Origin of the sequence: Comamonas koreensis (assembly GCF_014076495.1) — a bacterium.
Lineage (GTDB): Bacteria > Pseudomonadota > Gammaproteobacteria > Burkholderiales > Burkholderiaceae_C > Comamonas > Comamonas squillarum.
The window spans coordinates 617,400-641,671 of the sequence record NZ_CP043575.1; the positions used below are offsets into that span (position 1 = coordinate 617,400).

24 protein-coding genes are annotated in these 24,272 nt (G+C 64.5%); 12 read left to right on the top strand and 12 right to left on the bottom strand.

What is annotated here, in order from left to right:
- Position 1: 1 nt before the first annotated feature.
- Positions 2-397, top strand: coding sequence for a hypothetical protein (locus F0Q04_RS02920; protein ID WP_182344350.1), 396 nt, complete (start codon positions 2-4; stop codon positions 395-397).
- Between the two features lie 342 nt (positions 398-739).
- Positions 740-916, top strand: a complete 177-nt coding sequence (locus F0Q04_RS02925) for a hypothetical protein (protein WP_182344352.1) — start codon at positions 740-742, stop codon at positions 914-916.
- Positions 917-1,649: 733 nt separating this feature from the next.
- Here the strand turns inward: F0Q04_RS02925 and F0Q04_RS02930 are convergent.
- The 3 genes from F0Q04_RS02930 to F0Q04_RS02940 form a co-directional block, all read right to left on the bottom strand.
- On the bottom strand, positions 1,650-2,387 hold the full coding sequence (locus F0Q04_RS02930; protein ID WP_182344354.1) for a hypothetical protein: 738 nt from the start codon (positions 2,385-2,387) through the stop codon (positions 1,650-1,652).
- A gap of 146 nt (positions 2,388-2,533) precedes the next feature.
- Complete coding sequence (locus F0Q04_RS02935; RefSeq protein WP_182344356.1) at positions 2,534-3,139, bottom strand: glutathione S-transferase family protein; 606 nt, start codon at positions 3,137-3,139, stop codon at positions 2,534-2,536.
- 69 nt (positions 3,140-3,208) lie between these two features.
- Positions 3,209-4,447, bottom strand: coding sequence for a CaiB/BaiF CoA transferase family protein (locus tag F0Q04_RS02940; protein ID WP_116925351.1), 1,239 nt, complete (start codon positions 4,445-4,447; stop codon positions 3,209-3,211).
- A gap of 175 nt (positions 4,448-4,622) precedes the next feature.
- Here F0Q04_RS02940 and F0Q04_RS02945 point away from each other — a divergent pair, with 175 nt between their 5' ends.
- The 7 genes from F0Q04_RS02945 to F0Q04_RS02975 all read left to right on the top strand — a co-directional run bounded on the left by F0Q04_RS02945 (position 4,623) and on the right by F0Q04_RS02975 (position 11,094).
- Positions 4,623-5,591 (top strand): Bug family tripartite tricarboxylate transporter substrate binding protein, encoded by a 969-nt coding sequence (locus tag F0Q04_RS02945; protein WP_116925352.1) that lies wholly within the window; start codon positions 4,623-4,625, stop codon positions 5,589-5,591.
- Positions 5,592-5,596: 5 nt separating this feature from the next.
- Positions 5,597-6,664 carry a mandelate racemase/muconate lactonizing enzyme family protein gene (locus F0Q04_RS02950; RefSeq protein WP_182344358.1) on the top strand — a complete coding sequence of 356 codons (1,068 nt, stop codon included), beginning with the start codon at positions 5,597-5,599 and terminating at the stop codon, positions 6,662-6,664.
- Positions 6,665-6,743: 79 nt separating this feature from the next.
- Positions 6,744-7,769 (top strand): Bug family tripartite tricarboxylate transporter substrate binding protein, encoded by a 1,026-nt coding sequence (locus tag F0Q04_RS02955; RefSeq protein WP_182344360.1) that lies wholly within the window; start codon positions 6,744-6,746, stop codon positions 7,767-7,769.
- A gap of 4 nt (positions 7,770-7,773) precedes the next feature.
- Positions 7,774-8,628 carry an alpha/beta fold hydrolase gene (locus F0Q04_RS02960; protein WP_198424342.1) on the top strand — a complete coding sequence of 285 codons (855 nt, stop codon included), beginning with the start codon at positions 7,774-7,776 and terminating at the stop codon, positions 8,626-8,628.
- Positions 8,629-8,661: 33 nt separating this feature from the next.
- Positions 8,662-9,630, top strand: coding sequence for a LysR family transcriptional regulator (locus tag F0Q04_RS02965; RefSeq protein ID WP_116925355.1), 969 nt, complete (start codon positions 8,662-8,664; stop codon positions 9,628-9,630).
- Between the two features lie 76 nt (positions 9,631-9,706).
- The gene (locus F0Q04_RS02970) at positions 9,707-10,282 is read left to right on the top strand and encodes a carboxymuconolactone decarboxylase family protein (RefSeq protein WP_182344362.1); all 576 of its coding nucleotides are present in this window, start codon (positions 9,707-9,709) and stop codon (positions 10,280-10,282) included.
- Entirely contained in the window at positions 10,279-11,094 is an 816-nt protein-coding gene (locus tag F0Q04_RS02975) for an amidohydrolase family protein (RefSeq protein WP_116925357.1), read from the top strand. Before F0Q04_RS02970 ends, F0Q04_RS02975 begins: the two co-directional genes overlap by 4 nt.
- Positions 11,095-11,127: 33 nt before the next feature.
- On the opposite strand, the gene F0Q04_RS02980 is transcribed toward F0Q04_RS02975, so the two are convergent.
- Positions 11,128-11,913, bottom strand: a complete 786-nt coding sequence (locus F0Q04_RS02980; RefSeq protein WP_116925358.1) for an enoyl-CoA hydratase/isomerase family protein — start codon at positions 11,911-11,913, stop codon at positions 11,128-11,130.
- Between the two features lie 236 nt (positions 11,914-12,149).
- Between F0Q04_RS02980 and F0Q04_RS02985 the strand changes: the two genes are divergently transcribed.
- Entirely contained in the window at positions 12,150-13,142 is a 993-nt protein-coding gene (locus F0Q04_RS02985; protein ID WP_116925359.1) for a Bug family tripartite tricarboxylate transporter substrate binding protein, read from the top strand.
- Between the two features lie 141 nt (positions 13,143-13,283).
- Here F0Q04_RS02985 and F0Q04_RS02990 read toward each other — a convergent pair whose 3' ends face one another.
- The 4 genes from F0Q04_RS02990 to F0Q04_RS03005 form a co-directional block, all read right to left on the bottom strand.
- Entirely contained in the window at positions 13,284-15,005 is a 1,722-nt protein-coding gene (locus F0Q04_RS02990) for an FAD-dependent oxidoreductase (RefSeq protein WP_182344364.1), read from the bottom strand.
- Between the two features lie 42 nt (positions 15,006-15,047).
- Positions 15,048-16,535, bottom strand: coding sequence for a polyamine aminopropyltransferase (locus tag F0Q04_RS02995; RefSeq protein WP_182345533.1), 1,488 nt, complete (start codon positions 16,533-16,535; stop codon positions 15,048-15,050).
- A 353-nt stretch (positions 16,536-16,888) separates the two neighbouring features.
- Positions 16,889-17,107, bottom strand: a complete 219-nt coding sequence (locus F0Q04_RS03000) for a DUF350 domain-containing protein (protein ID WP_021027983.1) — start codon at positions 17,105-17,107, stop codon at positions 16,889-16,891.
- 68 nt (positions 17,108-17,175) lie between these two features.
- Positions 17,176-18,735, bottom strand: coding sequence for a DUF4178 domain-containing protein (locus F0Q04_RS03005; RefSeq protein ID WP_182344366.1), 1,560 nt, complete (start codon positions 18,733-18,735; stop codon positions 17,176-17,178).
- A gap of 352 nt (positions 18,736-19,087) precedes the next feature.
- Here F0Q04_RS03005 and F0Q04_RS03010 point away from each other — a divergent pair, with 352 nt between their 5' ends.
- Positions 19,088-19,351 carry a DUF2061 domain-containing protein gene (locus F0Q04_RS03010; protein WP_182344368.1) on the top strand — a complete coding sequence of 88 codons (264 nt, stop codon included), beginning with the start codon at positions 19,088-19,090 and terminating at the stop codon, positions 19,349-19,351.
- A 56-nt stretch (positions 19,352-19,407) separates the two neighbouring features.
- The gene (locus F0Q04_RS03015) at positions 19,408-19,707 is read left to right on the top strand and encodes a hypothetical protein (RefSeq protein WP_116925363.1); all 300 of its coding nucleotides are present in this window, start codon (positions 19,408-19,410) and stop codon (positions 19,705-19,707) included.
- Here the strand turns inward: F0Q04_RS03015 and F0Q04_RS03020 are convergent, their stop codons facing one another.
- From F0Q04_RS03020 to F0Q04_RS03035, 4 genes are all read right to left on the bottom strand, one after another.
- Positions 19,708-20,496 (bottom strand): peptidoglycan DD-metalloendopeptidase family protein, encoded by a 789-nt coding sequence (locus F0Q04_RS03020; protein WP_182344370.1) that lies wholly within the window; start codon positions 20,494-20,496, stop codon positions 19,708-19,710. It lies immediately after the preceding gene.
- Positions 20,493-21,128, bottom strand: coding sequence for an FMN-binding negative transcriptional regulator (locus tag F0Q04_RS03025; protein ID WP_116925365.1), 636 nt, complete (start codon positions 21,126-21,128; stop codon positions 20,493-20,495). Before F0Q04_RS03025 ends, F0Q04_RS03020 begins: the two co-directional genes overlap by 4 nt.
- 12 nt (positions 21,129-21,140) lie before the next feature.
- The gene (locus F0Q04_RS03030) at positions 21,141-22,577 is read right to left on the bottom strand and encodes an amidase (RefSeq protein ID WP_182344372.1); all 1,437 of its coding nucleotides are present in this window, start codon (positions 22,575-22,577) and stop codon (positions 21,141-21,143) included.
- An 89-nt stretch (positions 22,578-22,666) separates the two neighbouring features.
- Positions 22,667-24,229: an ABC transporter substrate-binding protein gene (locus tag F0Q04_RS03035; RefSeq protein WP_182344375.1), complete on the bottom strand. Its 1,563-nt coding sequence runs from the start codon at positions 24,227-24,229 to the stop codon at positions 22,667-22,669.
- Between the last annotated feature and the right edge of the window lie 43 nt (positions 24,230-24,272).

A 24,272-nucleotide genomic window follows, 5' to 3' on the forward strand; every position in this document is an offset into this window, starting at 1 on the left:
CATGGCAAAAAGCGATTGCCCAGTCGAATTTTTCTTAATTGAAGAAAACAATGGAAGGGTCGAGTTGGGTCTCAGGAATAATATGAGTGAACCCCATAATATTCAATATGATCGGTTGCCTTGGGTGCTTTCGTCTGGCGGTGTGGAATTCCATGTATCTGTTGACGGCAAAAGAATTCAACAGGTGCATGGAGTCGGACGAAATACATTGATTTTAAAATTGGGTCCTAAATCTTCAATATCTAGTGAGGTTGATATAGGTTATTTATCCTCGCTTTACTCTGGAATTTCTATTGATAGAGTTTCAATTGCATGGGAATACGGTATTCCAAATAGTGAGATTTTTGAAAAGCATTGCCGTCGTTTCGAGGGGGTGCTCAAATCTCCTCCCACATAAAACTATCAAATCATAAGTGGGATTTTTAATGCTGCAAATGTGAGAGCTAATGATAAAGGCGATTGATATTAATTTTTATGGGCGCTGGATAGCTTAAGCGCATCGGTTCAGCCGTGCCCTGTGCATGTTAGCGTTGAGTCAAAAAATAACGATGTGTTAGTCGTCTCGATCGATAGCATCTCGTCCCGAGACTTGGACATTCTCTACGATTTTCTTTCTTAGTCCATATTCGTTTTCGGAATAAACTATTCTGCGAAATACAGAGAGGCGAAAACAGAGATTAGACCTATATATGCCTTTGGACACCGCTCGGAGATTTTTGTGCTTAAGGCAAATACTTCTATGCAGCAAGAAGTATCTTTATACAAGCGCTTTAATGATCTGAAATCAGATGCTGGAGTTGTTGATGTAGCTTGGGTCTACAGATTTCCGGAGCCGGGAAAAGGGACAGAGGGCTGCGCTCAGTTCAAAGGCCAATTTTCTATTTTTGACACACCCACCAAACGGACTTCAGAATGAAGTCGTTCGACTAGTAGCATTTGGAGGTGGTGTGTTCACTGCTTTCTGGGATGCGGCGAGAGGCATGTGCAGATGGGATGCCAGCAGCCGTTTTTCCTGCTTCTCTCAGCGCCTGCGCCAACCCGAACCCGAACTTGGCGCAGATTCCCAAGCACCCGTCACCCTTCCCCCACCCCCGCTATACACCCCCCGCGTAAACGCCTCCTCAAACACCGAATACCCCGACCAATCACTGTGCGCAAAATGCAGAGGCCCGGTGCTTGGGGTGGGCAGGGCCTGGAGGCGTTCGCCGTTGATCAGCGCTGGGCGCTTGGCGCTGTTGGTGGGTTGGCCGATGCGGCTCGGCACGGTCTGGGGGCCGGGGCGGGGGATGTCCATCGCGTGGCCTTAGCGCCTGGCCTCGACGTTGCTGGTTTTTTGGTAAATGTCGGCGTGTGCGCGGGTCAAGGGTGGCCGGGGTTTGGTTGCGCGCAGCTTCCCAGCCTTGGGCAAGCATTTGTTGGTGGGCGGTGCTGGCGCCGGGCTGGTTGGCGCCAAGCGGGCTAATCGCAGGTGAGAACGGTGGGAAGGATGGCGATTTCTGGTCGGCGCATGGCTAAGCCGGGGCGTTGCTAAAGGCTGGGGACCGCGAGGAGCAGGGGCGCGGTCAGTGAAGCAACGATTCACAGAGAGGCATGGGCGTGTGACCTGGATGTGCCCATGGAGTCGCCTGGCAAAGCTTGTGTTGCCTGCACTAAAACCTGGTGGCAAGTTGCAATTGGTAGAAATCGTGGAAGACGTCTACCGGTGCGGAAGTGGCCAGTGGTAGTAGCGGAAAGCATTGTGCGGGATTGTCTGCGCTGGCTTGACTGTCGACCCGCTGAAGGAACGCTGCCGCAGCGCTCTTTCGGACGCCGCCGTGGCGGTTCAAAAACTGGCCCCACAGTGGCATGTTGCGAAATCGGTTGCTGGCCACCATTGCGTGCGCGGTGTAAGGCGGAGGAAACAGCCGCTTGTAGGCTGGCAAGTGGTAGAGCCAGGAGACACCCGCTATCTGCCTGGCTGATGGTTGCTCGGCGCGAACATGGGCCACGAGTGCAGCGAGCTCCGATAAGCGCAACCCCATGCGTTCGTCGCTCAAGGGTCCCTGCAAACTGTGGTCGTCGTTGTGGAAGTGAAGCCGGATCTGACCCGGCTCCCCCAAAGCATACGAAAAACAGCCGAATGTTGCGATTACCGAGTCGGGACGGTCAAGGTGCGGACGCTGGGTGTAGACATGGTAGGTCCATGCACCAAGGTCCGGATGGTCTTTCAGTCCCGCAATGTAGGCCGCCCACATGGGATGGTTGGGGTTGAAATCTCGACGGCCCACCAATCTGACATAGAAATTCGTGTAGTCGAGCAGGGCCGTCTCCAGCTTCAGGTTCGCCAGTACCGCGATCTTTCTGGCGAAGTAGATCTGGAGATCAAAAAATTCCTTGGCGTAAGCCATCGCAGTAGCACTCCATGAGATTGCCGTTACGTTCGGATTTTGGGGCCTTGAACCGGGAATCGAGCCAGCCATATCGATGAACCGTTTGCTAGGCCCTCCGTCCTGGCGATGATTCAGACAAATGGAGTCCCACACACTGCGTGCGATCAGCCGTCCACCGGCTCGGTAGCCGCCACGGATGGGCGCTGTTGCATCTTCGCAAACCATGCCGCCAGCTGCGGTGCCTGTTCGCGCCATCCCAGCGTCTCGAAACGGTAATCGATGTAGCCCAGCGCGCAGACGAGGGTCAGATGGCCGATGCCAAAGGCGCGCGCCTCCAGCGCCGGGACCTCGCCCTCTAGCAGATCCAGGCTGGCGCGGGTCTTGTGCTCGAACGCGGCCAATAGGGCCGCCAGCGGCACGGCGCGCTCGCGCTCGTTGCGCCACAGAATCAGCGCATCGAGCAGGCCGTCACCCAGCGCATGCCAGCGCAGCGCCGCCCAGCGGGCGTCGCCTTCCCGAGGGAACAGCGAGCCGCTGGCCAGATCGTCCAGGTATTCGCAGATGACGACCGAGTCAAACAGCGTCCGGCCGTCGTCCAGGATCAGTGTCGGGATCTTGGACAGCGGATTGTCCTGCATCAGGGCTGCATTGGGCTTGAGCATCGCGGCCACGGAGCGGACCAGCTGGAGCTGCTGCGTCAGCTGCAGCTCATGGGCGCAGATCATGACTTTTCGGACATACGGCGATTTGGGGGACCAGTGCAGTTGCATAGAAAACCTGGAAGTGAAGACAGAAGAGCGCACCGGCGCTGGCGCGCATGGCATTGGCCGGTTCAGAGGCTACACCACACCACTGGCCAGCAGCTGGTCGATGCGCTCGGCCGAATAGCCCAGCTCCTCCAGCACCTGGCGCGAATGCTGCCCCAGCAGCGGTGGGGCCATTTGCTCCTGCAATGGTGTCTCGGAGAAGCGCATCGGGCTTACCACCTGCGGCACCTGCACGCCGCTGGGATGCGGCACATAGTGGAGCATGCCGCGGGCTTTGACCTGCGGGTCTTCGAACACGTCGGGCACCGAGTTGATGGCGCCGCAGGGCACGCCCGCGCCGTCGAGCGCCGCTATCAGCTCGGCGCGCGGGCGCTGGGCCAATTCATGGCGCAGCATCGCCGACAGGGCGGTGATGTTGCGCACGCGCTGTGCGTTGGTGGCAAAGCGTTCGTCCTGGGCCCACTCGGCGTGGCCCAGCACATCGCACAACTTGGCAAACTGCCCGTCGTTGCCGACCACCAGGATGGCATCGCCATCAGCGCAGGCGTAGACATCCTGCGGCTGTATATTGGGATGCGCATTGCCGTTGCGCTGAGGCGTCTTGCCTGACACCAGGTAGTTCATGGCCTGGTTGGCCAGCATCGCCACCTGTACATCGAGCATGGCGATGTCGATCGATTCGCCAACGCCGCTTTCATCGCGACGCGCCACGGCCGCGAGCACTGCCACTGCGGTATACATGCCGGTCATCAGGTCGACGATGGGCACACCGACCTTCTGCGGGCCGCCGCCCGGTTGGCCGTCGCGCTCCCCGGTAACGCTCATCAGGCCACCCATGGCCTGGATCAGGAAGTCATAGGCGGGCTGGTCGCGGCGCGGACCGGTCTGTCCAAATCCAGTGACCGAGCAATAGATGAGCCGTGGATTGATCTTGCGCAGGCTGGCTTCGTCCAGACCATAGCGCGCGAGCGTGCCGGCCTTGTAGTTCTCCAGCACGATGTCCGACTGCAGGGCCAGGTCGCGCACGATCTGTTGTCCTTCTGCGGTGTCCAGGCTCACGGTGATTGAGCGCTTGCCGCGGTTCACCGCCAGGTAGTAGCCGGCCTCCTTGGTGTCCTTGCCCTCGGCATCCTTGAGAAAGGGTGGGCCCCAGGAGCGCGTGTCGTCGCCGGCGCCCGGGCGCTCCACCTTGGTGACCGTAGCTCCCAGATCGGCCAGGATCTGCCCAGCCCAGGGCGCCGCAAGAATACGGCTCAGGTCGAGCACCCGCAGGTGCGACAACGGGCCAGAAGCCACTTTGGCATTGGTCATCAGAAAGACTCCAGTCAGCTATGCAATGCCTGGACTTTAGGGCGGCATTGGCAGTGCGCCTAGCCGGTGCGCGCGCAAGGCTGAGATGCTTCAAGGCACATAGCAGGCTTGCGATGCAAGGGTCTTACTTGGGCGCAAGGCTCTGCATAGACTGGTGCAAAAGGAGACAACGACCATGCATAGACGTACTTTTGCCAGCCTCTTGGCGGCTATCGGCCCCTTGCTCGCAAGCGGCCACGCGTGGGCCGACAACTGGCCCACCAAGCCGCTCAAGCTCATCGTTCCCTATGCGGCTGGCGGCCCGACCGACGCCATCGCGCGCATGATCGGAACCAAGATGGCAGCTTCCCTGGGGCAGCCGGTGGTAGTTGATAACCGGGCGGGCGCGGGCGGCACCATTGGCGTCGATGCCACCGCCAAGTCGCCAGCGGACGGCCACCAATTTGCGCTGGTCGCGCCGGGCCCGCTGGCCGGCATGCCCAACCTGACGAAAGTACCTTACTCGCTCGACGACCTGGAGTTTCTCACGCTGGCGGCGCGCATACCCAGCGTGATCGTGGTGAACCGCAAGTCCGGTATCACCTCGCTGGAGCAGTTGATTGCCAAGGCCAAGGCCGCGCCCAATACCCTGAACTACAGCTCCGCAGGTGCGGGCACCACGCCGCATATCGGCTTTGAGCTGTTCAAGCAGGAGACGGGCGCAGCCATCGTGCATGTGCCCTACAAGGGCGCGGCGCCTGCCATCAGCGCGGTACTGTCGGGCGAGGTGCAGATGACCATGGTGGATCTGCTGCCTATCTTGCCTTTTGCCGCCAATGGTAACCTGGTGGTGCTGGCGGTCGCGGGCAAGACGCGCGCACCGCAGCTGCCCGATGTTCCCACCACGGTGGAGCTGGGGCTGCCGAATGTGCTGATGGAGACCACCTATGGTCTGATTGCGCCCAAGGGCCTTCCTGCCGGCGTGCAGACCAAGCTGCGCGAAGCAGCCGTAGCGGCCATCAACTCGCCGGAGATGAAGGAGCGGTTTCTCAAGCAAGGCGCGATCGCTGCCACCTCGACGCCAGCGGAGTACCGCAGCCTGATGCAGGCCGAGTCTGATAAATGGCGCGGTGTGATCACCAGTGCGAAGATCACGCTGGACTGAACGCGATGAAGATTACCCACGCTTTGGTCAAGCCCTGCATCCAGGGGCTGGCTGATCCGCAATGGAAGTTTGCACGCGCGCAGGTGCCGCGCCTTGAAGGGGCGGTGCTGCAGCTGCAGGACGAGGACGGTCACATCGGCCTGGGCTATGTGCATGCGATACCCGCGATCTCCACACATGGCGCCGGCGCGCTGGCGGCGCTGGAGTTCCTCGCGCCACGGCTGATCGGTCGGCGTGCCGACGACATCGCCTCCATCATGGAAGAGGTGGATGCCACACTGGCCTTCAACCCCACCGTGAAGGCCGGCATCGATATGGCCCTGCATGACCTGCTGGCACGCCGCCTGGGCGTGCCGGTGCATGTGCTGCTGGGTGGCAAGATGCGCGATGGCGTCGCGCTGTCGCGCATTCTTCCAATCAAGTCGCCTGACGAAATGGCGGCCATCGCGGCAAGGCTGGCGGGCGAAGGCTATGCCCAGCTCAAGCTCAAGCTGGCGGGCGATACGGTGACCGACATCCAGCGCATTGCCGCCGTGCGCGCGGCAGTGGGGCCGCATGTGGCGCTGACGCTCGACCCCAACCAGTCGTACCACGCCAAGCAGCTGATCAGCGCGTTCTCCAAAATGGAGCGTTATGACATCGCGCTGATCGAGCAGCCCGTGCCTGCGGCCGATATCGCCGGGTTGGCCCTGCTGACGCGGACGCTGCCGGTGGCCATCGAGGCTGACGAGAGCGCGCAGAGCGTGCGCGATGTGTTCAGGCTGGTATCCGAACGCGTGGTGGATGTGATCAACCTCAAGGTCACCAACCTTGGCGGGCTGCGCCACTTCCTCGAAGCCGTGCGTATCTGCGAGGGCGGCCAGGTGGCCTGCCGCATCGGTGCGGCGTTCGGGCCGGCGCTGATGCAGGCCATGGCACTGCAGGCGGCATGCATTCCAAAGGCGCTGCCCTATGCCTGCGAGCTGTCGGAGCATCTGCATCTGCAAGACGACCCGTTCACGCCGCTGCCAGTGCAAGACGGCATCCTGACACTGCCCAAGGGGCAGGGCTGCGGCGTGGGCTGGCGTAGCTGAGACTGCGCGAAAGACCACCCCAGACGGTAGAACCCAGATTGCCCGGTGGCAGGGTTTCAATAACGAGGAGACAGCCGGCATGACATTTCCGCAAAACTTGGCTGCGCCTGCGAGCGCTGCCGCAAGCATAGGCCGACGCCCGTTGCTGCTGGCGCTGGCGGCAGCAGCGCTGTACGCCGCTGTGCCGTCCCTGGCAAGGGCTGAAGGCTTTCCCGACAAGCCACTGCGGCTGGTGGTGCCCTTCCCCGCCGGTGGCGCCGCTGACATGATGGCGCGCGGCATGGCGCAGCGCTTGGGATCCGAGCTGGGACAGCAGGTGGTCGTTGAAAACCGTGGAGGCGCTGGCGGCGTGACTGCTGCGGAGCTGGTAGCTCGTGCGCCTGCCGATGGCTATACGCTGTTTTTTGCCACCATGGGCACACAGGCCATCAACCCGGCGCTGTATGCCAAGCTGCGCTATGACCCGGTCAAGGACTTCGCGCCGGTGGCGTTGACGCACACCACCCCGCGGGTGCTGGTGGTGGGCGCGGCGGTGCCGGCGCGCACGGTCAAGGAGCTGATTGCGCTGGCAAAAAGCAAGCCTGGCGTGCTGACCTACGGCTCGGCAGGCAACGGCAGCTCCAGCCATCTGTCGGGTGCGCTGTTCGATGAGCTTGCTGGGGTGAAGATGGTGCATGTGCCGTACAAGGGCAGTGCGCCGCTGCTCACCGATGTGCTGGCTGGCCGGGTCGACATGACCTTTGACTCCTACACCGTTTACGAAGAGCAGATCCGCAGCGGACGGGCCCGCGCGCTGGCCGTGACATCACGTACCCGGCTCAGTTCGCTGCCGGACATTCCCACGCTGGCCGAGTCGGGGCTGGCCGGTTACGACGTCTCGAACTGGCTGGGCGTCATGGCGCCAGCCGGCACACCCAAAGGCGTGATCGACAGACTGAATGCCGCGTTGGTGCGTGCCATGGCCACGCCCGAGCTGCGCAAACAGCTCACCCAACTGGGTATTGAGCCGACCTCCAGCAGCCCCGAAGAGTTTGCCCAGCTGGTGCGCAGCGAGATTCCCAAGTGGCGCAGCATTGTCAAGCAGTCCGGCGCGACGGTGGATTGATGCCATGAACGCGACGATCCCCCCAGCGGTGCTGCACTGCCGTGAGATGGTCTGCACCGGTGATGGCGAGATCGATGTAGTGATCGATGCTCCGCAGAACGGCGTGGGCCCGGCCATCGTGCTGCTACCGTCGTCGCAGCGCGATTCGCTGGATTTCGACCCCCTGGCGCGGCAGCTGGCGCTGCTCGGTCACCGCGTGCTGCGGCCCCAGCCACGCGGCATGGGGCGCACCACGCTGCCCGTCAGGCAGCTCACACTTCACGCGCTAGCGCAGGACGTGATCGACACCGTGGAGGCGCTGGGCGGCGGCAGCGCAGTACTGGTCGGCCATGCGTTTGGCCATTTCATCGCGCGCGTGGCCGATATGGACCACCCGCAATGCGTGCGCGGCGTGGTCGTAGCGGGGGCCGCAGCGCGGGTGTTTCCGGCAGGCATGGCGGAATCGCTGGACATCGCCTCCGACCCCAGCCAGCCCGATGCCCTGCGCATCGCCCATCTGCAGCGCGCCTTCTTTGCCACAGGCAACGACCCCAGGGCCTGGCTTGAAGGCTGGCACCCCGATTTGCGGGCGATCTACCGCGCGGCCGGCACGGTGCCGGCCAAGGACCGCTGGTGGACGGTGGCCAATGCGCCGCTGCTGGACCTGCAAGGCGCTCAGGATCCCTGGCGCCCGCTTGAAAGCCGCGGCGAGCTGCAGAACCTGCTGGGCGCGCAGCGGGTGACGGTGCAGGTGATCGACCAGGCCAGCCATGCGCTGGTGGTGGAGCAACCCGTCGCGGTGGCTGGCGCAATCGCGCGCTGGATGGCCCTGCTGCCGGAGGGGGGCGCAAGCAGCGCGGGCGCAGCACATGGGGTTTAATCAGCCATTGTCCTGATGCCTCTTTCCGATTCCATGTGCAGCGCTAAAGCCACCACACTCCAGCTCGACATCGCCTCCAACCTGCAAAAATGGCGCACGTTTTTGGCCATTGCCGAGCTTGGCAGCTTGACGCGGGCCGCGCTTTTTCTCGACAGCAATCAATCCCTGCTGAGCCGCCAACTGAATGCGCTGGAGCGCGACTGCGGCGCGCGGCTGTTCAACCGCACCGGGCGCGGCGTGACACTGTCCGATGTGGGCGAGCGCATCTTTCCCCATGTGAAGAACCTGCTGGCGGATGCCGAGCAGCTCGAAGTCGAGATCCGCGGCGAGGCGCGCGAGCCCGCCGGGCGTGTCACGGTGGGCTCCCTGCCCTCCATCTCCGGACCTATCGTCGGGCGGCTGTTCCAGCAGATCAGGGCGCAGTTTCCTGGCATCCACCTGAAGATCCTCGAAGGCTCGAGCGGCCAGGTCGAGGAATGGCTGGCCGATGCGCGCGTGGACATCGCCATTCTCTATCGATACAGCCATGCGGTGCCGGAGCAGGAGCAGGCGCTGGCCAGCGTGGAGAGCTTTCTGATCGGTCCGGCAGGCGATGCGCTGACTTCGGCACCAGAGGTGAACTTTTCTGCGCTGCACGATCTGCCCTTCATCTTGCCCGGTGCTCCCAATGGCCTGCGTACGACCTTGGATGCGCTGGCGCGCCAGGAGCACATGAATCTGGTCCCTGTCATCGAAGCCGATTCGCTGCCGCTGATGCGCTCTCTGGTCGCCCAGGAGGGGCTCTACACCGTGCTACCGATCCATGCCGTCTGGAGCGAGGTGCAAGACGGCAGCCTCAGCGCCGCGCGCATCGTCAATCCTCCCCTGCAGCGCATCGTCTCCATGGTCTTTGCCCGCAACAAGGGCCCGGGCCGCGCGGCGTCAGCCGTGGCGCGGCAGATCGCGCAGATCGTCGATGAACAGGCGCACGCCGGCATGTGGCGATCCACGCTGCAGGCATAACAGCTTTGCCGGCTGCAGGGGGGTGAGACGGCCGGGATGCATGGTGAAATCCATGACCTGCATACGAAGGAGACCCATGCCCCGCATTTCCCTACCCGCCCCAGAGAGCATGTCACCCGCTCAGCGCCAGGTCTACGACAAGGTCGTGTCCGGCCCGCGCGGCAAGATCGAGGGCCCGCTGCGCGCGGCGCTGCACAACGCCGAGTTGGCCGACTGCTGGCAAGCCCTCGGTGCGCTGCTGCGCTACCGCACCAGCCTGACGCAGCGGCAGTCGGAGATCGCCATCTTGGTGACGGGTCGCGCCTGCCAGTCTCCCTTCGAGTGGTATGCGCACCGGCGCGAATCGGAGAAGATCGGCATCGAGGTCGATATCCTCGAAGCCTTGCTGGCCCAGACGCCGCCGCCCTTTCGCGCGCCGGAGGAGCAGCTGGTGTACCAGTTCGCGCTGGAGCTCAACCAGCAGCGCTCGGTTTCGGATGCCACCTACGCGGCGACGCTGGAGGTGTTTGGCGAGCGCGCTGTGGTGGAGCTGACGGCGCTGGTCGGCTACTACACCATGGTGGCGATGACGCTCAATGCCCACGAGATTCCGTTGCCCGAAGGCCAGCAGCCGGCATTCCCCTTGCCCCAACACCAAGGAAATAGGCCATGAGCGATGCGATCACCCGGGGCTGGGACTGCCACGCCCACTTGTTCGGCCCCTACGCGCGCTATCCGCTGAACGAGGACCGCAGCTATACGCCACCCGAAGCCCTGCAGGCCGACTATCTGGCGCTGCTGGGGCGCCTGGACCTGACCCACGGCGTGCTCGTGCAGCCCAGCGCCTATGGGGAAGACCACCGCTTGCTGCTGGACACGCTCGCCGCCTTGCCGCAGCTGCGCGGCGTTGCCGTGCTGCGCCCCCATGCCGCGGAGCGCCTGCGCGGGCTGCGCGCGCGTGGCGTGCGTGCGGCGCGCTTCAGCCAACGCAGCGCCAGCGGCAACTTCGCCGGTAGTGCGTCGTTGCAGGATCTGGAAGACATGGCTGCTACCTTGGCCAGCGAAGGACTGCATGCCGAGCTGTGGACCGACTGCCAAGTGCTGCCCGATATCGCGCCCCGCCTGCGCCAGCTGCCGGTGCCGGTGGTCATCGATCACATGGGCGGTTTCGATGCCACCGCGGGCGTGGATGCGCCCGGCTTTCGCCAACTGCTGTCTTTGCTGGAGGAGGGCACGGTGTGGGTCAAGTTGTGCGCCTACCGCAACGTCTTAGGCGATGCCGACCTGGAGCGTGCCCGGCCGTTTCACGACCTGCTGCTGGAGGCCAACCCCGAGCAGCTGGTATGGGGCAGCGATTGGCCGCACCTGCGTGTGACGCCTGAGCCCGATGCCGGGCAGCTGCTGGAAACCTTCAAGCAATGGTCCGGGAGCGACACAGCGGTGCGCCAGGTGCTCCAGGACAACCCGACGCGACTCTACGACTGACGAGGTGGGGCGCGCCATGCGCTCCGCCTGCGCTCAACGCCCGGTGAAAACCGGGGCGCGCTTTTCCTTGAACGCGAGCTGCGCTTCCTTGGCATCGTCGGTCTTGGCAATCTGCGCTGTCATGTCCTGTTCATAGCGGTAGCCATCGCGCAGGCTCATGTCCTCGACCACATTCATGGTGTGCTTGCCCATGCGTGTCGACACCGGGCTTTTGGAGGCGACGACGGCCGCCAGCTTCATCGCGGTGGGCATCAGCTCTTCGGGAGTGGTGCAGGCCAGAACGATGCCAAGGCGGTACAGCTCGGCGCCGGGCATACGGTAGCCCGTGAGCATCATGTGGCGTAGCTGGGTATGGTTGAACAGCCGCATCGCATGGCGGCTGCCGCCGAGCAAACCCACATCCACCTCGGGCAGCCCCAGCGATGCCTTGTCCGAGCACAGCAGCAGGTCGGACGATGCAGCCATCGCCAGGCCTGAGCCAAGCGCCACGCCATTGATCGCACAGATCACCGGCTTGGCGCATTCGCGGATCGCATGGAAGCACTCGCGCGTGCGCCGCGAGTGCGCCAGCAGGTCCCCGGGGCCTTTGATGACATCGGCCCGGCCCTTGAGATCCGCGCCGGCGCAGAACACTTTGCCAGCCCCCGTGAGCACCACGACGCGGACCTCGTCCATTTCCGAGACCCGATCCAACGCCCAGGTCAGCTCGTCATTGAGCGTGCGCGTCAGGGCGTTCACCGGGGGGCTGTCGAGCGTCATCACGGCAATATGGTCGCTGACCTCCACGCTCAACTGCGTCAATTCTTTCCAGTCGCTCATGTCTCTTCTCTTGGTGATGGCAAAGGATCAGTCTATCCAATGCCCCCCTGTGCCAGCCAGCTCTGCAGCATCACTTCTGCTATGCGCATTGGAGCGATGCAGGCACCGCCGCTATGTCTCGGGATGCATGCCAGCCTTGCCGCAGCTTGGCTGGTATTGGGCTGTGCTGTGCCTACACTCGGAGCAGTGCTGGTCCGCCGTGGCAATACAGCGCATAAGAAATGGAGAGACATCAAATGCAATGCAAGAAATTCATCGCCGGATTCGCTTTGGCCGCTTTGGCCGCTGTGGCAGTGACTGGAGTGCAGGCGGATGAGGGCCCGGGTGGCTACCCGAATAAGCCCATCCGCCTCGTTGTGCCTTTCCTGGCAGGCGGCGCCACCGACCAGATGGCGCGCGGTATGGCGCAGAAGCTGGCAGAGGCGCTGGGGCAGCCGGTGATCGTGGATAACAAGGCTGGCGCAGGCGGGAGTATCGGTGCCGAGGCTGTTGCCAATGCCCCCAAGGATGGCTACACGCTGCTGTACTCGACGATGGGGGTGTTGACCATCAATCCCAGCCTCTATCCCAACCTCAAATACGATCCGGCCACCAGCTTTGCGCCGGTGGGCCTGACGCATGTCACTGCCAACCTGCTGGTGGTGAATCCGCAGGTGCCCGCAAAATCGGTGGCCGAGCTGGTGGCGCTGGCGCGCAAGAAGCCGGGTGGGCTGAGTTTCAGCTCTGCGGGCAACGGCACCAGCAGCCACCTGTCGGGCGAGCTGTTCAAATCGATCGCCGGGGTGGACATGCAGCATGTTCCCTACAAGGGCAGCTCAGCCGGGCTTCCCGACCTGATTGCTGGGCGCATCGACATGACTTTCGATACCGCGTCGCTCTTTGGCGAGTACACCAGGAGCGGCAAGCTGCGCCCGCTGGCGGTGACGTCACGTGAGCGCATGCCGGCCATGCCGGAGGTGCCGCCCATGGCTGAGACTGCAGGCTTCAAAGACTATGACGTCTCGCTGTGGCTGGGCGTTTTGGCGCCGGCCGGGACCTCTCCGGAGATCGTGTCCTACCTCAACCGTCAGTTGGTGAAGGTGATGCGCGAGCCGTCGATGGAAAATTCACTCAAACCCTACGGCATCCAGCCGCTGTACAGCAGCCCGCAGGAGTTTGCCAAGACCATCGCCCAAGACCGCAAGAAATGGGAGGCGGTGGTCAAGTCGGCAAAAGTCCAGGCAGATTGATCGGGACGCCTCGCGTCCGGTAGAAGAACCCCTGCTTTTTTTGTGAGCAAAGGAGCTTACCAGCGCCTGCTGCATCTCAGCCATGCGCTTCACTTGCCGGCGTGAGGCATGGCTCCCAATGTGCATGCGCAGCTGCCTCCATCACCCCCGTACCGCTGCCGCCCCCGCATACAACCCCCGCGTAAACGCCTCCTCAAACACCGAATACCCCGACCAGTCGCTGTGCGCAAAATGCAGGCGGCCGGTGCTCGGGGTGGGCAGGGCTTGGAGGCGTTCGCCGTTGATCCGCGCTGGGCGCTTGGCGCTGGTGGCGGGCTGGCCGATGCGGCTCAGCACGGTCTGGGTGCCGGGGCGGGGGATGGCCATCGCGTGGCCATAGCGCATGACCTCGACGTGGGTGGTTTTTTCGTAGATGTCGGCGTGTGCGCGGGCGAGCGTCGCCAGGGTTTGGTCGCGGGCGGCTTCCCAAGTTTGGGCCAGCAGTTGCTGGCGGGCGCTGCGGGCGCTGGCGCCAGGCGCGTTGCCGCCCAAGGCGCGGTAGCAGGTCAGCACCGTGGGCAGCTGCTGCATGGCATTGAGGCGCTGGTGGCCGGCGTTGACGTAGCCCAGGCCGCCGTGGGCCACATCGTCGTACAGCACATTGTCCCAGGCCAGTTCGGCGCCGGGGCGGTCGCGCAGTGGGGCGCGGATATGCACATTGGTCACCTGCCAGGGTGCCCAATCCAATGCCTGCACGGCGGCGCGCAGAAAGTCGGGCGGGTCCTGCACCACATGGGCCGCGATAAAGGTCGGCAGCGCCACGATGCAGTGCGCAGCCTGCCAGCGCTCCATGCTTTGGCTCGCGTGGTTGAAGCTGTCGATCTCCACGCCCTGGCGCGTCTCGGCGATCCGCATCACCGTGTGGCCGCTGTGCAGCCAGCCGGCGGCCTGCACCGGGGCGCTCAGCTGCTCGCTGAGCCAGCCATTGCCCTGCGGCCAGGTCAGCACGCTGTCATGCGCGTCGTCTGGCATGCCCGGGGCCTGAAAGCCGTGGCGGCTGGCAAAGTAGTGCAGGCCCGCCCAGGCCGATACCTGGGCGCAGCCGGCGCCAAAGTCGTCCTGGCAGGCATAGTCCAGATACCAGCGCAGGAGCGGGTCGTCCAGCTGGTGCTGGGCCAGCCAGGTGTCAAAAGGGATGGCATCCAGCGCCTGGTGGGCCGGGGCCAGGCCGCCTTGGGCCTGCCAGCTGCGCATCACCGGCATGCTGAAGGGCTGCGCGCGCATGGCGTCATCCACCAGCTGGGCAAAGCGCTGGTACTGGGCGATGGTGCTGGCGGCCACGTCCTGCGTGGGCAGCAGGCCTTCCTGCCATTCGCCATGGATAAAAAGGCGCTCCTGCGGGCTAAAGCACAGGTACTCGTCCTTGTACTGCCAGCGGCCGGCCAGGCGCTGGCGCACACCCAGTTCTTCCAGCAGATCCTGCACCTCGGGCGCGCTGTCGCCAGGTACCGGCAGGTAGTGGGCGCCCAAGGGGCAGCGCAGGCCCTGCACCGTGCCGCCACGGCTGTTGCCGCCGGCCTGGTCTTCCAGCTCCAGCAGGGCCACATCGCTGGCGCCAGCCAGCCGCAAGGCGCGGGCGGCCGATAGCGCGGCAATGCCGCCGCCGGTAATCAGCACCTGCACGCGGTGGGTTCGGCTGGGCGCGGGCAGCGGCAGGCCTTGCGCCAGGCGGTCGCGCATCGCATGGCCGCGCTCCCAGGCCTGGCCTACAAAGCCGCCCTGGATATGGGCGGCGCTGGTGCTGGGCGGTGCAGGCTTGCAGCTGGCCAGCGCGCTGCTACTGGCCAGCGCCGCGGCGCCCTTCAAGACGGAACGGCGTTGCATGGCTGTGCGGTCCGCAGTGGGCTGGGGTGGTAGGCCGTCATGTCAGTGCGCCACCTTGCCCCATTCGCGCTCATAGGTGTGTACCAGCACCTGGTTGGACAGGCGGTTCACCTCGGTCGGTACCCGTGCCATGTCGGGCGGGAAGTCAAACAACAGCGGCAGGCTGGGCAGGCTCAAAAAGCGCATGCCTTCGGGCAAGGTGGTCGGCAGGCTCCAAGGGCGGCGGCTGGCAATCACAAAGCCCCATTCGCCAAAGCTGGGCACATGGGCGTGGTAGGGCGTGGCCTGCATGCCCACCGATTCGACGGTGGTCACCACGGTCCAGAAACTCTGGCGCGCAATCAGTGGCGACGTGGTCTGGATCACTGCAAAGCCGCTGGCCGCCAAATGCTGGCTCAGCATTGCGTAGAAGCTGTTGGTGAACAGCTTGCCCACCGCAAAATTGGTCGGATCGGGGAAGTCCACGATGATCACATCGAACACCTCGTCGGCCTTTTGCAGCCACTGGAAGGCATCGGCATTGATGATGTGCACCTTGGGGTCGTTCAAGGCATTGCTGTTGAGCGCCTGCATGCTCGGCACATTCTTGAACAGGTCGGTCATCTGCGGGTCCAGCTCGACCAGGGTCACCGATTCGACCGAGGGGTACTTGAGCACCTCGCGCACGGCCATGCCGTCGCCACCGCCAAACACCGCCACCTTGCGCGGCGCGCCAAAGCGGCTCATCACTGGGTGCACCAGGGCCTCGTGGTAGCGGTATTCATCGCTCTGGGCAAACTGCAGGTTGCCGTTCAGGTACAGGCGCGCGCCGCGCTTGCCCTGGGTCACCACAATGCGCTGGTAGGGCGTCGTGCGGGTCAGCACAATGGGCTCCTGGTAGAAGTGGTCCTCGGTCAGCGACGTCAGCCGCTCGGCGCCCACCAGGCCGCCCAGCAAGGCGACAATCACCAGGCCGCAGGCCAGCACATGGCTGCCAAAGCGGCGCAGCTCTTCTTTGAAGAGAAACAGCGCCCATACTGCTACCAGCGCATTGAGCAGGCCAAACACCAGTCCGGTGCGGATGAGGCCCAGGTGCGGCACCAGCAGAAGCGGGAAGGCCAGCGACACCGCCAGCGCGCCCAGGTAGTCAAAGGTCAGCACTTTCGATACCAGATCGCGCAGCACCACATTGCGCTTGAGGATGCGCATGACCAGCGGTATCTCCAGCCCCACCAGGGTGCCCACCACCAGCACCGTGCCATACAGCATCCAGTGGAAGGCGCTGGGCACATAGGCGTTGATGATGGACAGCACGGCAGGCAAGGCCCCGCCCACCAGCGCCACCATCAGCTCGATGCGCAGAAAATGCGCCGGCAGCTCGCGCACCAGGTAGCGCGACAGCCAGGAGCCGATGCCCATCGCAAACAGATAGGTGCCGATGATGGTGGAGAACTGCAGCACCGAATCACCCAGCAGGTAGGACGCGAGCGCCGCTGCGGCCAGCTCGTACAAGAGGCCACAGGCCGCCACCACAAAGACGCTGAACAGCATCGCCACTTCCAGCGGGCTGGCGCGCCGCACGCCGCTTTCCGGCAGGGCGGCGTGGCCAAACTCCAGCGCGTGATCGCTGCCTAAAGCGCCATCGGGGCGCGGGCTGGGCGATGCTGGGGGGGAAGCGTTGGCAGAGGGGTTGTCAGGGCTGGAGGTCGACACGGGCGAACAGTGCAGGGACGGTGCCAGGCGCGCGGGCACCAGCAGCGTGGGCTAACAGGAAAAAAGGGCCAATCGCCCGCGCAGATGCCAGGCGCTGCAGCAGCGGCCATCCGTGGCCAACAGCGATCATCAACGGGCGACGGCGGTAGTGGCCATGCCAGCCGCAGCAGCTGGCGTGGCACGAACAGGCGCTAGCCGATGGCCGCTGCCACGATGATGCTGATGCCCAGGCTCATCGCCGCCACCACCACGCCCAGCGCGAGGTTCTGCTTTTCCACAATCTCGGCCCACATGTCCACGGGGGTGATCTTGTCGATGATCAGAAAGCACAGCCAGAAGACCACCACGCCCACCATGGCGAACAGGATGGAGCCAAAAAACGCCGCAGGGCGGAACCATTCCAAATCCATCACAACTCTCTCCTTCGTCAAATGCGCGCCCGGGTTGGGCTCTGCGCAGTGCTGTTGCCAGCCATTGTTTATTTGTGGCTGCCGCCGGAGCTGTAGCCACCCCAGGAACCGCTCGACGACCGGCCGCTGCCCGTGCTGGTGCTGCACTTGCTCACATAGGTCGGGTCGGCGGCCAGTTTGCGCCGCTCCAGCGCAGTATCGCAGCCCTTGGGCCACAACCAGATCAGCAAAAAGAACAGCAGGAACAGCCCAATGATGATGGGCATGCAGCCCAGCTTGGGCACCGTAAAGCTGCTGGTCTCGGGCTTGAACAGCGCCAGCTGGTCGCTCATGCCAAAGGCGGCTGCGACCGACTCGGGCGTCATCTTGCGGCCCAGCGACCAGCTCAGCTCGCGCGCGCTTTGCTCCAGGTTCAGCAGCTGCGCGCCATCCTTGCCACGGGCAAAGTCCACATTGTCGGTCTTGTCGCCCCGGGCCACCGGCCAGTAGAACTCGCCCAGCACATAGGTGGTCTCGGCGCGGTAGCGCGATTGCAGCTGGTAGGTCTGCTGCTTCCAGGTCGCCGTGCTGCGCCCTGCGCGGTAGTCGGGCGCGCCGGTCAGCGTCTTGACCAGGCTCCAGCCTTCGCTGCTGTTGACCAGAAACTGGAAGCCCTGCTGGCTGTGGTAGAGCAGGTACTCATCCCAGCCAAAGTACTCGTCGTCATCGGGTTCGATCCCCATGCGGTGCTGAAAGCCCACCAACTGCCATTTGCTGCCGGCCAGCGTCGCTATCTTGCCCAGCGGCACCAGGGGCTTGACCGGGTCTTTCTGCATCGCCGCGCGCAGCTCGCCGCCAATGCCTTGCGAGACATCGATGAGCGAGCCGCAGCTCGGGCAGGTGAGGGCCTGGGTCGTGTCCAGCTTGATGTCGACACGCGCCGCGCAGCGCGGGCAGTTGAAGTGCCGGCCCTGGTCCTTTTTGGTGGACGTGGGCCGCAGCCCTGCAATCTTGAGCGAGCCCAGCAGCACCGGCGCGCCCAGGTAGACGGCAGGGGGCTGCTCGCTGTAGTCGATGGACAGCACCTTGTCGTCTTCGGTGCGCAGCTCCACCACGGTAAAGGGCTTGCCCAGCTCGGGCTGGTGCGGCATCTCGCCCTCGGCCGCCATCAGCTGGGCCAGCACCACGCTGGTCACGCTGTACTGCACGCCGCTGATCGCAATGCGCTGGCCCGGCTGCCAGCGGTCGGCGGGGGGCAGGTTCTTGGTGGGGGCCTGGCTCGCGCGGCTCAGCACAAACTGGCCGTTGTCCTCGCTGATGACGGCGGTCTCGCCGCTGTCGCCCAGTGCCAGCCATTCGTTCCAGCTGCCGGTCTCCCCCTTGTACTGCAGCCGGCCCACCAGGCGAAAGCCCTCCGGCTTGCCCTGGCTGCCCTTGGCAAACTGGCCGGTCTGGTTCAGCTTGAGCGGGCTGTAGTCGTTGAAGACCTCGGCCATCTTGCCGATGCGCTTCAAGATATCGCCATTGCGCACGATGGAGCTGTGGCAATACGGGCAGACGGCGAAGGCGGACTGGGCGCTGGCAAATTCCACAGGCGCACCGCAACCCGGGCAGGGTGCCGTATAGCTGCGTTGCTGGTCCGTCGTCATAGGTCGTCTGGCTTGTTATGGAGGTGTTATTACGTCGCCCGGTCGGCAACCGCACCGCATCATAGCGCAGGCCTTGGCGCGCGGGCCGCCTGCCCGTGACGGCAGGCATTGCGCTGACCTATGCTGTTTTTAGCGAGGATTCATTGGCCTTTGCCATTGCTAATAAATATCATTTACAGCACTGTCATTGATTTAGGGCCGCTAACACGACCCAGCAAACCAAAGGTTTGCGGTTGAGACTAGGCGCCAAGCCGCAGACAGTACAGTAGTACGGCAAGGCTTGGCGCGGCCGGCCAGGCAACGACGTATCAAGGGTTGTGTTAGTGGCCCTCATTGCAAGAAAGAGCCCGCCATGTCCTCCCTCCGCCGCAGCCTGCAGAACAACCGCCAAACCCTCAAAAAGACCGCCAGCTACTACCTGATCCACATCACGGTGGCCGCGATGGTGGCCTATGCTGTCACCGGCAACCTGATTGCCTCGCTCACGTTGAGCTTGCTCGAGCCCACGGTGCAGGCCTTTGCCTTTTTCTTCCATGAAAAGGCCTGGCAGCGCTGGAATGCGCGCTCGGCTGCCGTGCCTGCCGAAGCGCAAGCAGCCTGGCGCACCACCTCCTGACAGGACCGACGGGATGTGAGACAGTAGCGCATTGCCGCTACCTACAGGATGCCTCCATGACCCCCTCCATCTTGCGCAAGTCTTTGCCCCTGGCCGCCTGGCCCGCCCTGTGCGTGGCCGTGCTGGCCTTGCAGGGCTGCGATGTGGTGGCGCCCATTGGCAGCAATGCGGTGCTGTCGGACCAGGTGATCGCCGAGAAAACCGCCAACTACTTCAGCAGCACCGAGGCCCATGTGCAGGTCTTTGGCTTTGACCGCCAGCGCGAATCGACGCGCTACCAGGCGAGCTTTCAGGGCAACAAGTACAACTGCTCGATCTATATGAACCAGGTGCGCTGCGACCCAGCCGCACAGTAATTAGCTGCGCAGCGCCTCATCATCGGCGCGCAGCAGCGGCGCCGGGTTGGGGAAGATGTCTTGCCAGACCGGCGCAAAGGCCTGCTCGCCGACACCGGGCGCGTCGCTGAAGTCGGGCAGGCGCAACAGGCACAGCTGCAAGTGCAGATGGGGCAGCCACCAGCCGTTCTCTGCAAAGTCGCCCAGGCGGGCAAACTCGGTACCTGCGGCAATCTGATCGCCCGGCTGCCAGCGCCGGGCCGATGCATGGCTCAGATGTCCCCAGATGCTGAAAAACTGAGGGTGTGCAGGGCCCTGGTGGCACAGCACCAGCATGCCGCCATAGTCCAGCCGGATATCACGCACCTCCGCAACCACCACCTCTGCGGCCAGCGGCAGCCGCAGCGCGGTGCCTGCGGGCGCAAACAGGTCCAAGCCCAGGTGGCAGTCGCGCATCGCGCCCGCCAGGCGGGTGGATGCGTAGTTGCTGCTTTGGTAGACGCAGCGCTGCTCCATCCAGTGGCCCACACCCATCTCAAACCCCTGGCGCTGCTGCAGGTCCTCATAGGCGCGGATGGCGCTCTCGCGGTCCATGCTGGCGCTGGCGGCGGCCACGGCCGAATCCGGGCTGCGGAAATCGATATGGCCCATGCGCGCCTGTGCCAGGCCGGGCAGCAGCCCACTCCAGCTGCCGCGCTGCTGCGCCACCCAGGCATGGAAGGCGGCGGCCTCCGGCACGGCGCTGAGGCCGCTGTGGTGGCGCGCAATGGCATCGGCGATGGGGTCGGTCTGTTTGTCTGGGGTGGTCATGGTTGTTGGAGTTGGCAGTGCTGCTCTATGGTATCGGCCAGCGCATGCTGGTTCTGCTCGCGCAGGCGCTCGACGGCGCCGCGCATGTCGGCCGGGCGTTCGTCCTGGCCGAGCTTGAACTTGGCTTCACAGCGCACCACCGGCATCTCATAGCCCACAATGCCGGGCAGGCGCCGCTCCATGCCGCCGGGGCCCAGCTCGCTGCTGTCCCAGGGGCAGCGGCGGCCACGCTCCATATGGCCTACCAGGTCCTGCAGGTGGGCGACGAGTTCATCTTCTTCGAGCATGCGCGGCGTGCCATGCAGGTGCACTACCTGAAAGCCCCAGGTCGGCGCGCTGTCGCGCTGCGGGTAGTTGGGGTACCAGGACGGCGAGATATAGCCGCCCGGGTCCATCAGGATGGCGATGCTCGGCAGCCCTTGGCGCAGAAAGCGCACATGGTCGCTGGCCGATGCCACGTGCGAGACCACGGTGCCCAGTGCGCCACGCGTGGTGTCGAGCCGGAACACCGGGTGGGACAGCGCCACGCCTTCGCTGTGCGGCGTGACCAGGGTGCCCAGCACCACGCGGTCGACCAGCTCCTTGATCTGCGCGGGCTGCTGGGGTTGGTAATAGGGTTTGGTGTAGAGCATAGGGGTCTGGAATCAAGCGTGGACGGGGGGCAGGCGCGGGTCCCAGGGCAGGGCCTGCTCCAGCTGCGCGGCCAACTGCAGCAGCCGGCTTTCTGCGCCATAGGGCGCGATGAACTGCATGCCCATGGGCAGGCCGCTGGCGCTTTGCCACAGCGGCACGCTCATCGCGGGCACGCCGGCCGCATTGGCCGGGCGGGTGAACACGGTCGCATCCATGAACTCCTGCATGAAGTGCTGCGCATCGGGCTGGCGCACATCGAGCGCCTGCAGGCCCTGGGGCAGGGTCGGCATTACCGGGCAGAGCAGCAGGTCATAGCGGCCAAACATCTCGCCCAGGCGCCGGGCGATGCTGTTGCAGGTATTGCGCGCGGCCAACAGCTCGACAGCGCCCAGACGCCGCCCTTGCTCGGCCAGGCCCAGGTTCACCGGTTCAAAGAACTCCGCCGTCGCTGGCCTGCCGGTGCTGCGCACCAGGTCATCCACTTCCAGCGCGGTGTAGGCGGCAATGATGCGGCTAAAAGCAGCGGCCAGATCACTGTGCGAGAAGTTCCAGTGCGCCTCTTCGGTCGCATGGCCCAGCTCCTGCAGCAGGCGGCGCGTGTCCTGCAGGCGCTGCAGGATGTCGCCATCCAGCGCCTGGGCCGGGTCCGCATCCTGCAGCACGCCAATGCGCAGCCGCCCGGGCGGGCGCAGCAGCGCCTGGCTAAAGGCTTCGGCCTTGGCGGGCGCGGCATAGAGCGAGCCGGGCTCCAGCGCATCAGTAAGGTCCAGCATCAGGGCCGAGTCGCGCACGCTGCGCGTCAGCACATGGTGGCTCACCAGACCGCCCCAGTTCTCGCTGGAGACGGGGCCGCAGGCCACACGGCCGCGCGAGGGGCGCAGGCCAAACAGCCCCGTGCAGGCTGCCGGAATGCGGATCGAGCCCGCGCCGTCATTGCCATAGGCCAGCGGCACCATGCGCGCGGCCACCGCGGCGGCCGAGCCCCCCGAGGAGCCGCCCACATTGTGTGCCGCGCTCCAGGGGTTCAGGGTGCGGCCATGCAGGCTGGGCGCGGTGGCCACATTGGCCGAGAACTCGGGCAGATTGGTCTTGCCGACGATGACCATGCCCGCCTGCTGGTAGCGCCTTACCAGGGTGTGGTCGGTGGTCGAGACATGGCCCAGCGCCGCGCGCGAGCCATAGGACATCGCCGCGCCGGCATAGCTGGGGCAGTCGTCCTTGAGCAGCACCGGCACGCCGCGCAGCGGCGCGTCGGCCGGCAGCTGGCGCAGTTGCTCCTCGGCCTGCGCGCGCATCGTCAGGATCACGGCATTGAGCTGGGGGTTGCAGCGCTCGATGGCGGCAAAGGCATGGTCCACGGCTGCCTGGGGTGTGAGCGCACCAGCGCGGATGGCCTGGGCCAGTGCCGTGGCGTCGGCCAGGCGGTAGTCGGTTGCAGAAAAAGACATACAGGGTGTGAAACGCAGAGAGCGGAATGCGGGGAAAGAGGCGGGCGCGTGGCAGAACCAGGCAGTTCTGGCCACGCGCAGAGGCGGCTTTAGGGCGCGGCGCGGGTCACGCCCCAGAAGCGATGCGTGCCGGCGGGCCAGCCCTTGTAGCCCTTGATGCTGGGCGCCATCGCGGTGACGACGGGCAGGTTGTACAGGCCGATGATCGGCACCTCCTTGGCCATCAGCGCATGGAGCTGGTTGAACAGGTCCTTGCGGCGGGCCGGGTCGCGCTCCATCGCCACCTGCTTGAGCAAGGCCGAGGCCTGCGCATCGTCCCACTGGCGGGTGGGTTCGGCCTTTTTGTCGCCGATCAGCGATTCATACATCAGCAAGGGATCGAGCCGCGCCGAGTAGGCAAAGATGGCCAGCTCGTACTGGCCCTTGCCGTACAGATCGAGCTGCGAGGCCCAGTCACGCACCTTGATGTCGATGTTGATGCCGGCTGAGCCCAGCAGCGCCTGCAAGATGGTGGCCAGCTGCACGCGCTCCTGGCGGTTGGCCACCAGCAGCGTGATGGGCTGGCCCTTGTAGCCCGCCTGCTTGGCCAGTGCGCTGGCGCCCACCGGGTCATAGCCGGGCCAGGCCTTGCTGCGCTGGTCGTAGTAGGGGCTGAGCGGCGATATCACCGAGGGGTTGGGCGTGAACAGGCCCTTGCCAGCGGCTTCGGCCACATCGGGCAGGCTCAGCGCCTTGGCAATCGCCTGGCGCATGCGCACATCCTTGAGCGCCGGCGCCTCGGTCTGCAGCTGCAGCACCACCCAGCTCGGGGTGGGTTGCACCTCCACCTGCACGCCCTTGTCCTTGAGCACCTTGATGGTGTCGGGGTCCACATCGTCGATGACATCGAGGTCGCGCGAGAGCACGCCGTTGGAGCGGGTGCTGGCGTCCGGCACGGTGACAAAGCGCAAGGTAGCAATGCTGGCCTGCTTGTTGCCGGCATAGCCATCGCGCGCGCCGGGCAGCGCGCTGTAGTCGGCAAAGCGCTTGAGCTCGGTGTAGCGGCCGGTCTGCTTCTCGGCAAAGCTATAGGGGCCGGTGCCGATCACCTGGCTGACGCTGCCGTTGGGAGCTACCGAGTCAGGATGGATGATCCAGGGCGTGCACTGTATGGTGGCCAGGGTCATCAAGAAGTTGGGCGCAGGCGCCGAGAAGCTGAAGCGCACGGTCTGCGCGTCGACCGCCTTCACCTCCTGCAGCGCCGGCCCGATCTTGCCGTTGTAGCGGTTGATGCACTGGAAGTTGGTCTTGGGATCGAGGTAGCGCTTGAAGTTCCACACCACATCGGCGGCCGACAAGGTCTTGCCATTGTGAAAACGCACATTCGGGCGCAGCTTGAAGTCGTAGCTGGTGCTGTCGTCATTGGCCTTCCAGCTGCTGGCCAGCATGGGCTTGATGGTCAGGTCCTCGCCATAGGCCACCAGGCCCTCGACCACATGGGCCATCACCATGTCGGAGTTGGCGTCGCGGTTGACACCGGGGTTGACGCTGGCGATATCGGCATGCAGCGCCACGCGCAGCATATCGGGGGCGCCGGCGGCCTGGCTGTGGGCACTGAGCGCGCAGGCTGCGGCAAGCAGCGCGGGCGACCAAAGAGAGCGGCTGGTGGGCATGGTCTTCCTTGTGGTGGTGGGGACGGTGGCGTGGGGGCTTGGA

Excerpts from the sequence above, each read along its gene's own strand:
- F0Q04_RS03020 (WP_182344370.1), bottom strand. The coding sequence starts at position 20,496 with ATGACCACCCCAGACAAACAGACCGACCCCATCGCCGATGCCATTGCG.
- F0Q04_RS03030 (WP_182344372.1), bottom strand. The coding sequence starts at position 22,577 with ATGTCTTTTTCTGCAACCGACTACCGCCTGGCCGACGCCACGGCACTG.
- F0Q04_RS03010 (WP_182344368.1), top strand. The coding sequence starts at position 19,088 with ATGTCCTCCCTCCGCCGCAGCCTGCAGAACAACCGCCAAACCCTCAAA.
- F0Q04_RS02935 (WP_182344356.1), bottom strand. The coding sequence starts at position 3,139 with ATGCAACTGCACTGGTCCCCCAAATCGCCGTATGTCCGAAAAGTCATG.
- F0Q04_RS02925 (WP_182344352.1), top strand. The coding sequence starts at position 740 with ATGCAGCAAGAAGTATCTTTATACAAGCGCTTTAATGATCTGAAATCA.
- F0Q04_RS02975 (WP_116925357.1), top strand. The coding sequence starts at position 10,279 with ATGAGCGATGCGATCACCCGGGGCTGGGACTGCCACGCCCACTTGTTC.
- F0Q04_RS02995 (WP_182345533.1), bottom strand. The coding sequence starts at position 16,535 with ATGCTGTTCAGCGTCTTTGTGGTGGCGGCCTGTGGCCTCTTGTACGAG.
- F0Q04_RS03015 (WP_116925363.1), top strand. The coding sequence starts at position 19,408 with ATGACCCCCTCCATCTTGCGCAAGTCTTTGCCCCTGGCCGCCTGGCCC.
- F0Q04_RS02970 (WP_182344362.1), top strand. The coding sequence starts at position 9,707 with ATGCCCCGCATTTCCCTACCCGCCCCAGAGAGCATGTCACCCGCTCAG.
- F0Q04_RS02960 (WP_198424342.1), top strand. The coding sequence starts at position 7,774 with ATGAACGCGACGATCCCCCCAGCGGTGCTGCACTGCCGTGAGATGGTC.
- F0Q04_RS02940 (WP_116925351.1), bottom strand. The coding sequence starts at position 4,447 with ATGACCAATGCCAAAGTGGCTTCTGGCCCGTTGTCGCACCTGCGGGTG.
- F0Q04_RS03035 (WP_182344375.1), bottom strand. The coding sequence starts at position 24,229 with ATGCCCACCAGCCGCTCTCTTTGGTCGCCCGCGCTGCTTGCCGCAGCC.
- F0Q04_RS02955 (WP_182344360.1), top strand. The coding sequence starts at position 6,744 with ATGACATTTCCGCAAAACTTGGCTGCGCCTGCGAGCGCTGCCGCAAGC.
- F0Q04_RS02930 (WP_182344354.1), bottom strand. The coding sequence starts at position 2,387 with ATGGCTTACGCCAAGGAATTTTTTGATCTCCAGATCTACTTCGCCAGA.
- F0Q04_RS02920 (WP_182344350.1), top strand. The coding sequence starts at position 2 with ATGGCAAAAAGCGATTGCCCAGTCGAATTTTTCTTAATTGAAGAAAAC.
- F0Q04_RS03025 (WP_116925365.1), bottom strand. The coding sequence starts at position 21,128 with ATGCTCTACACCAAACCCTATTACCAACCCCAGCAGCCCGCGCAGATC.
- F0Q04_RS03005 (WP_182344366.1), bottom strand. The coding sequence starts at position 18,735 with ATGACGACGGACCAGCAACGCAGCTATACGGCACCCTGCCCGGGTTGC.
- F0Q04_RS02980 (WP_116925358.1), bottom strand. The coding sequence starts at position 11,913 with ATGAGCGACTGGAAAGAATTGACGCAGTTGAGCGTGGAGGTCAGCGAC.
- F0Q04_RS02990 (WP_182344364.1), bottom strand. The coding sequence starts at position 15,005 with ATGCAACGCCGTTCCGTCTTGAAGGGCGCCGCGGCGCTGGCCAGTAGC.
- F0Q04_RS02945 (WP_116925352.1), top strand. The coding sequence starts at position 4,623 with ATGCATAGACGTACTTTTGCCAGCCTCTTGGCGGCTATCGGCCCCTTG.
- F0Q04_RS02965 (WP_116925355.1), top strand. The coding sequence starts at position 8,662 with ATGTGCAGCGCTAAAGCCACCACACTCCAGCTCGACATCGCCTCCAAC.
- F0Q04_RS02985 (WP_116925359.1), top strand. The coding sequence starts at position 12,150 with ATGCAATGCAAGAAATTCATCGCCGGATTCGCTTTGGCCGCTTTGGCC.
- F0Q04_RS02950 (WP_182344358.1), top strand. The coding sequence starts at position 5,597 with ATGAAGATTACCCACGCTTTGGTCAAGCCCTGCATCCAGGGGCTGGCT.
- F0Q04_RS03000 (WP_021027983.1), bottom strand. The coding sequence starts at position 17,107 with ATGGATTTGGAATGGTTCCGCCCTGCGGCGTTTTTTGGCTCCATCCTG.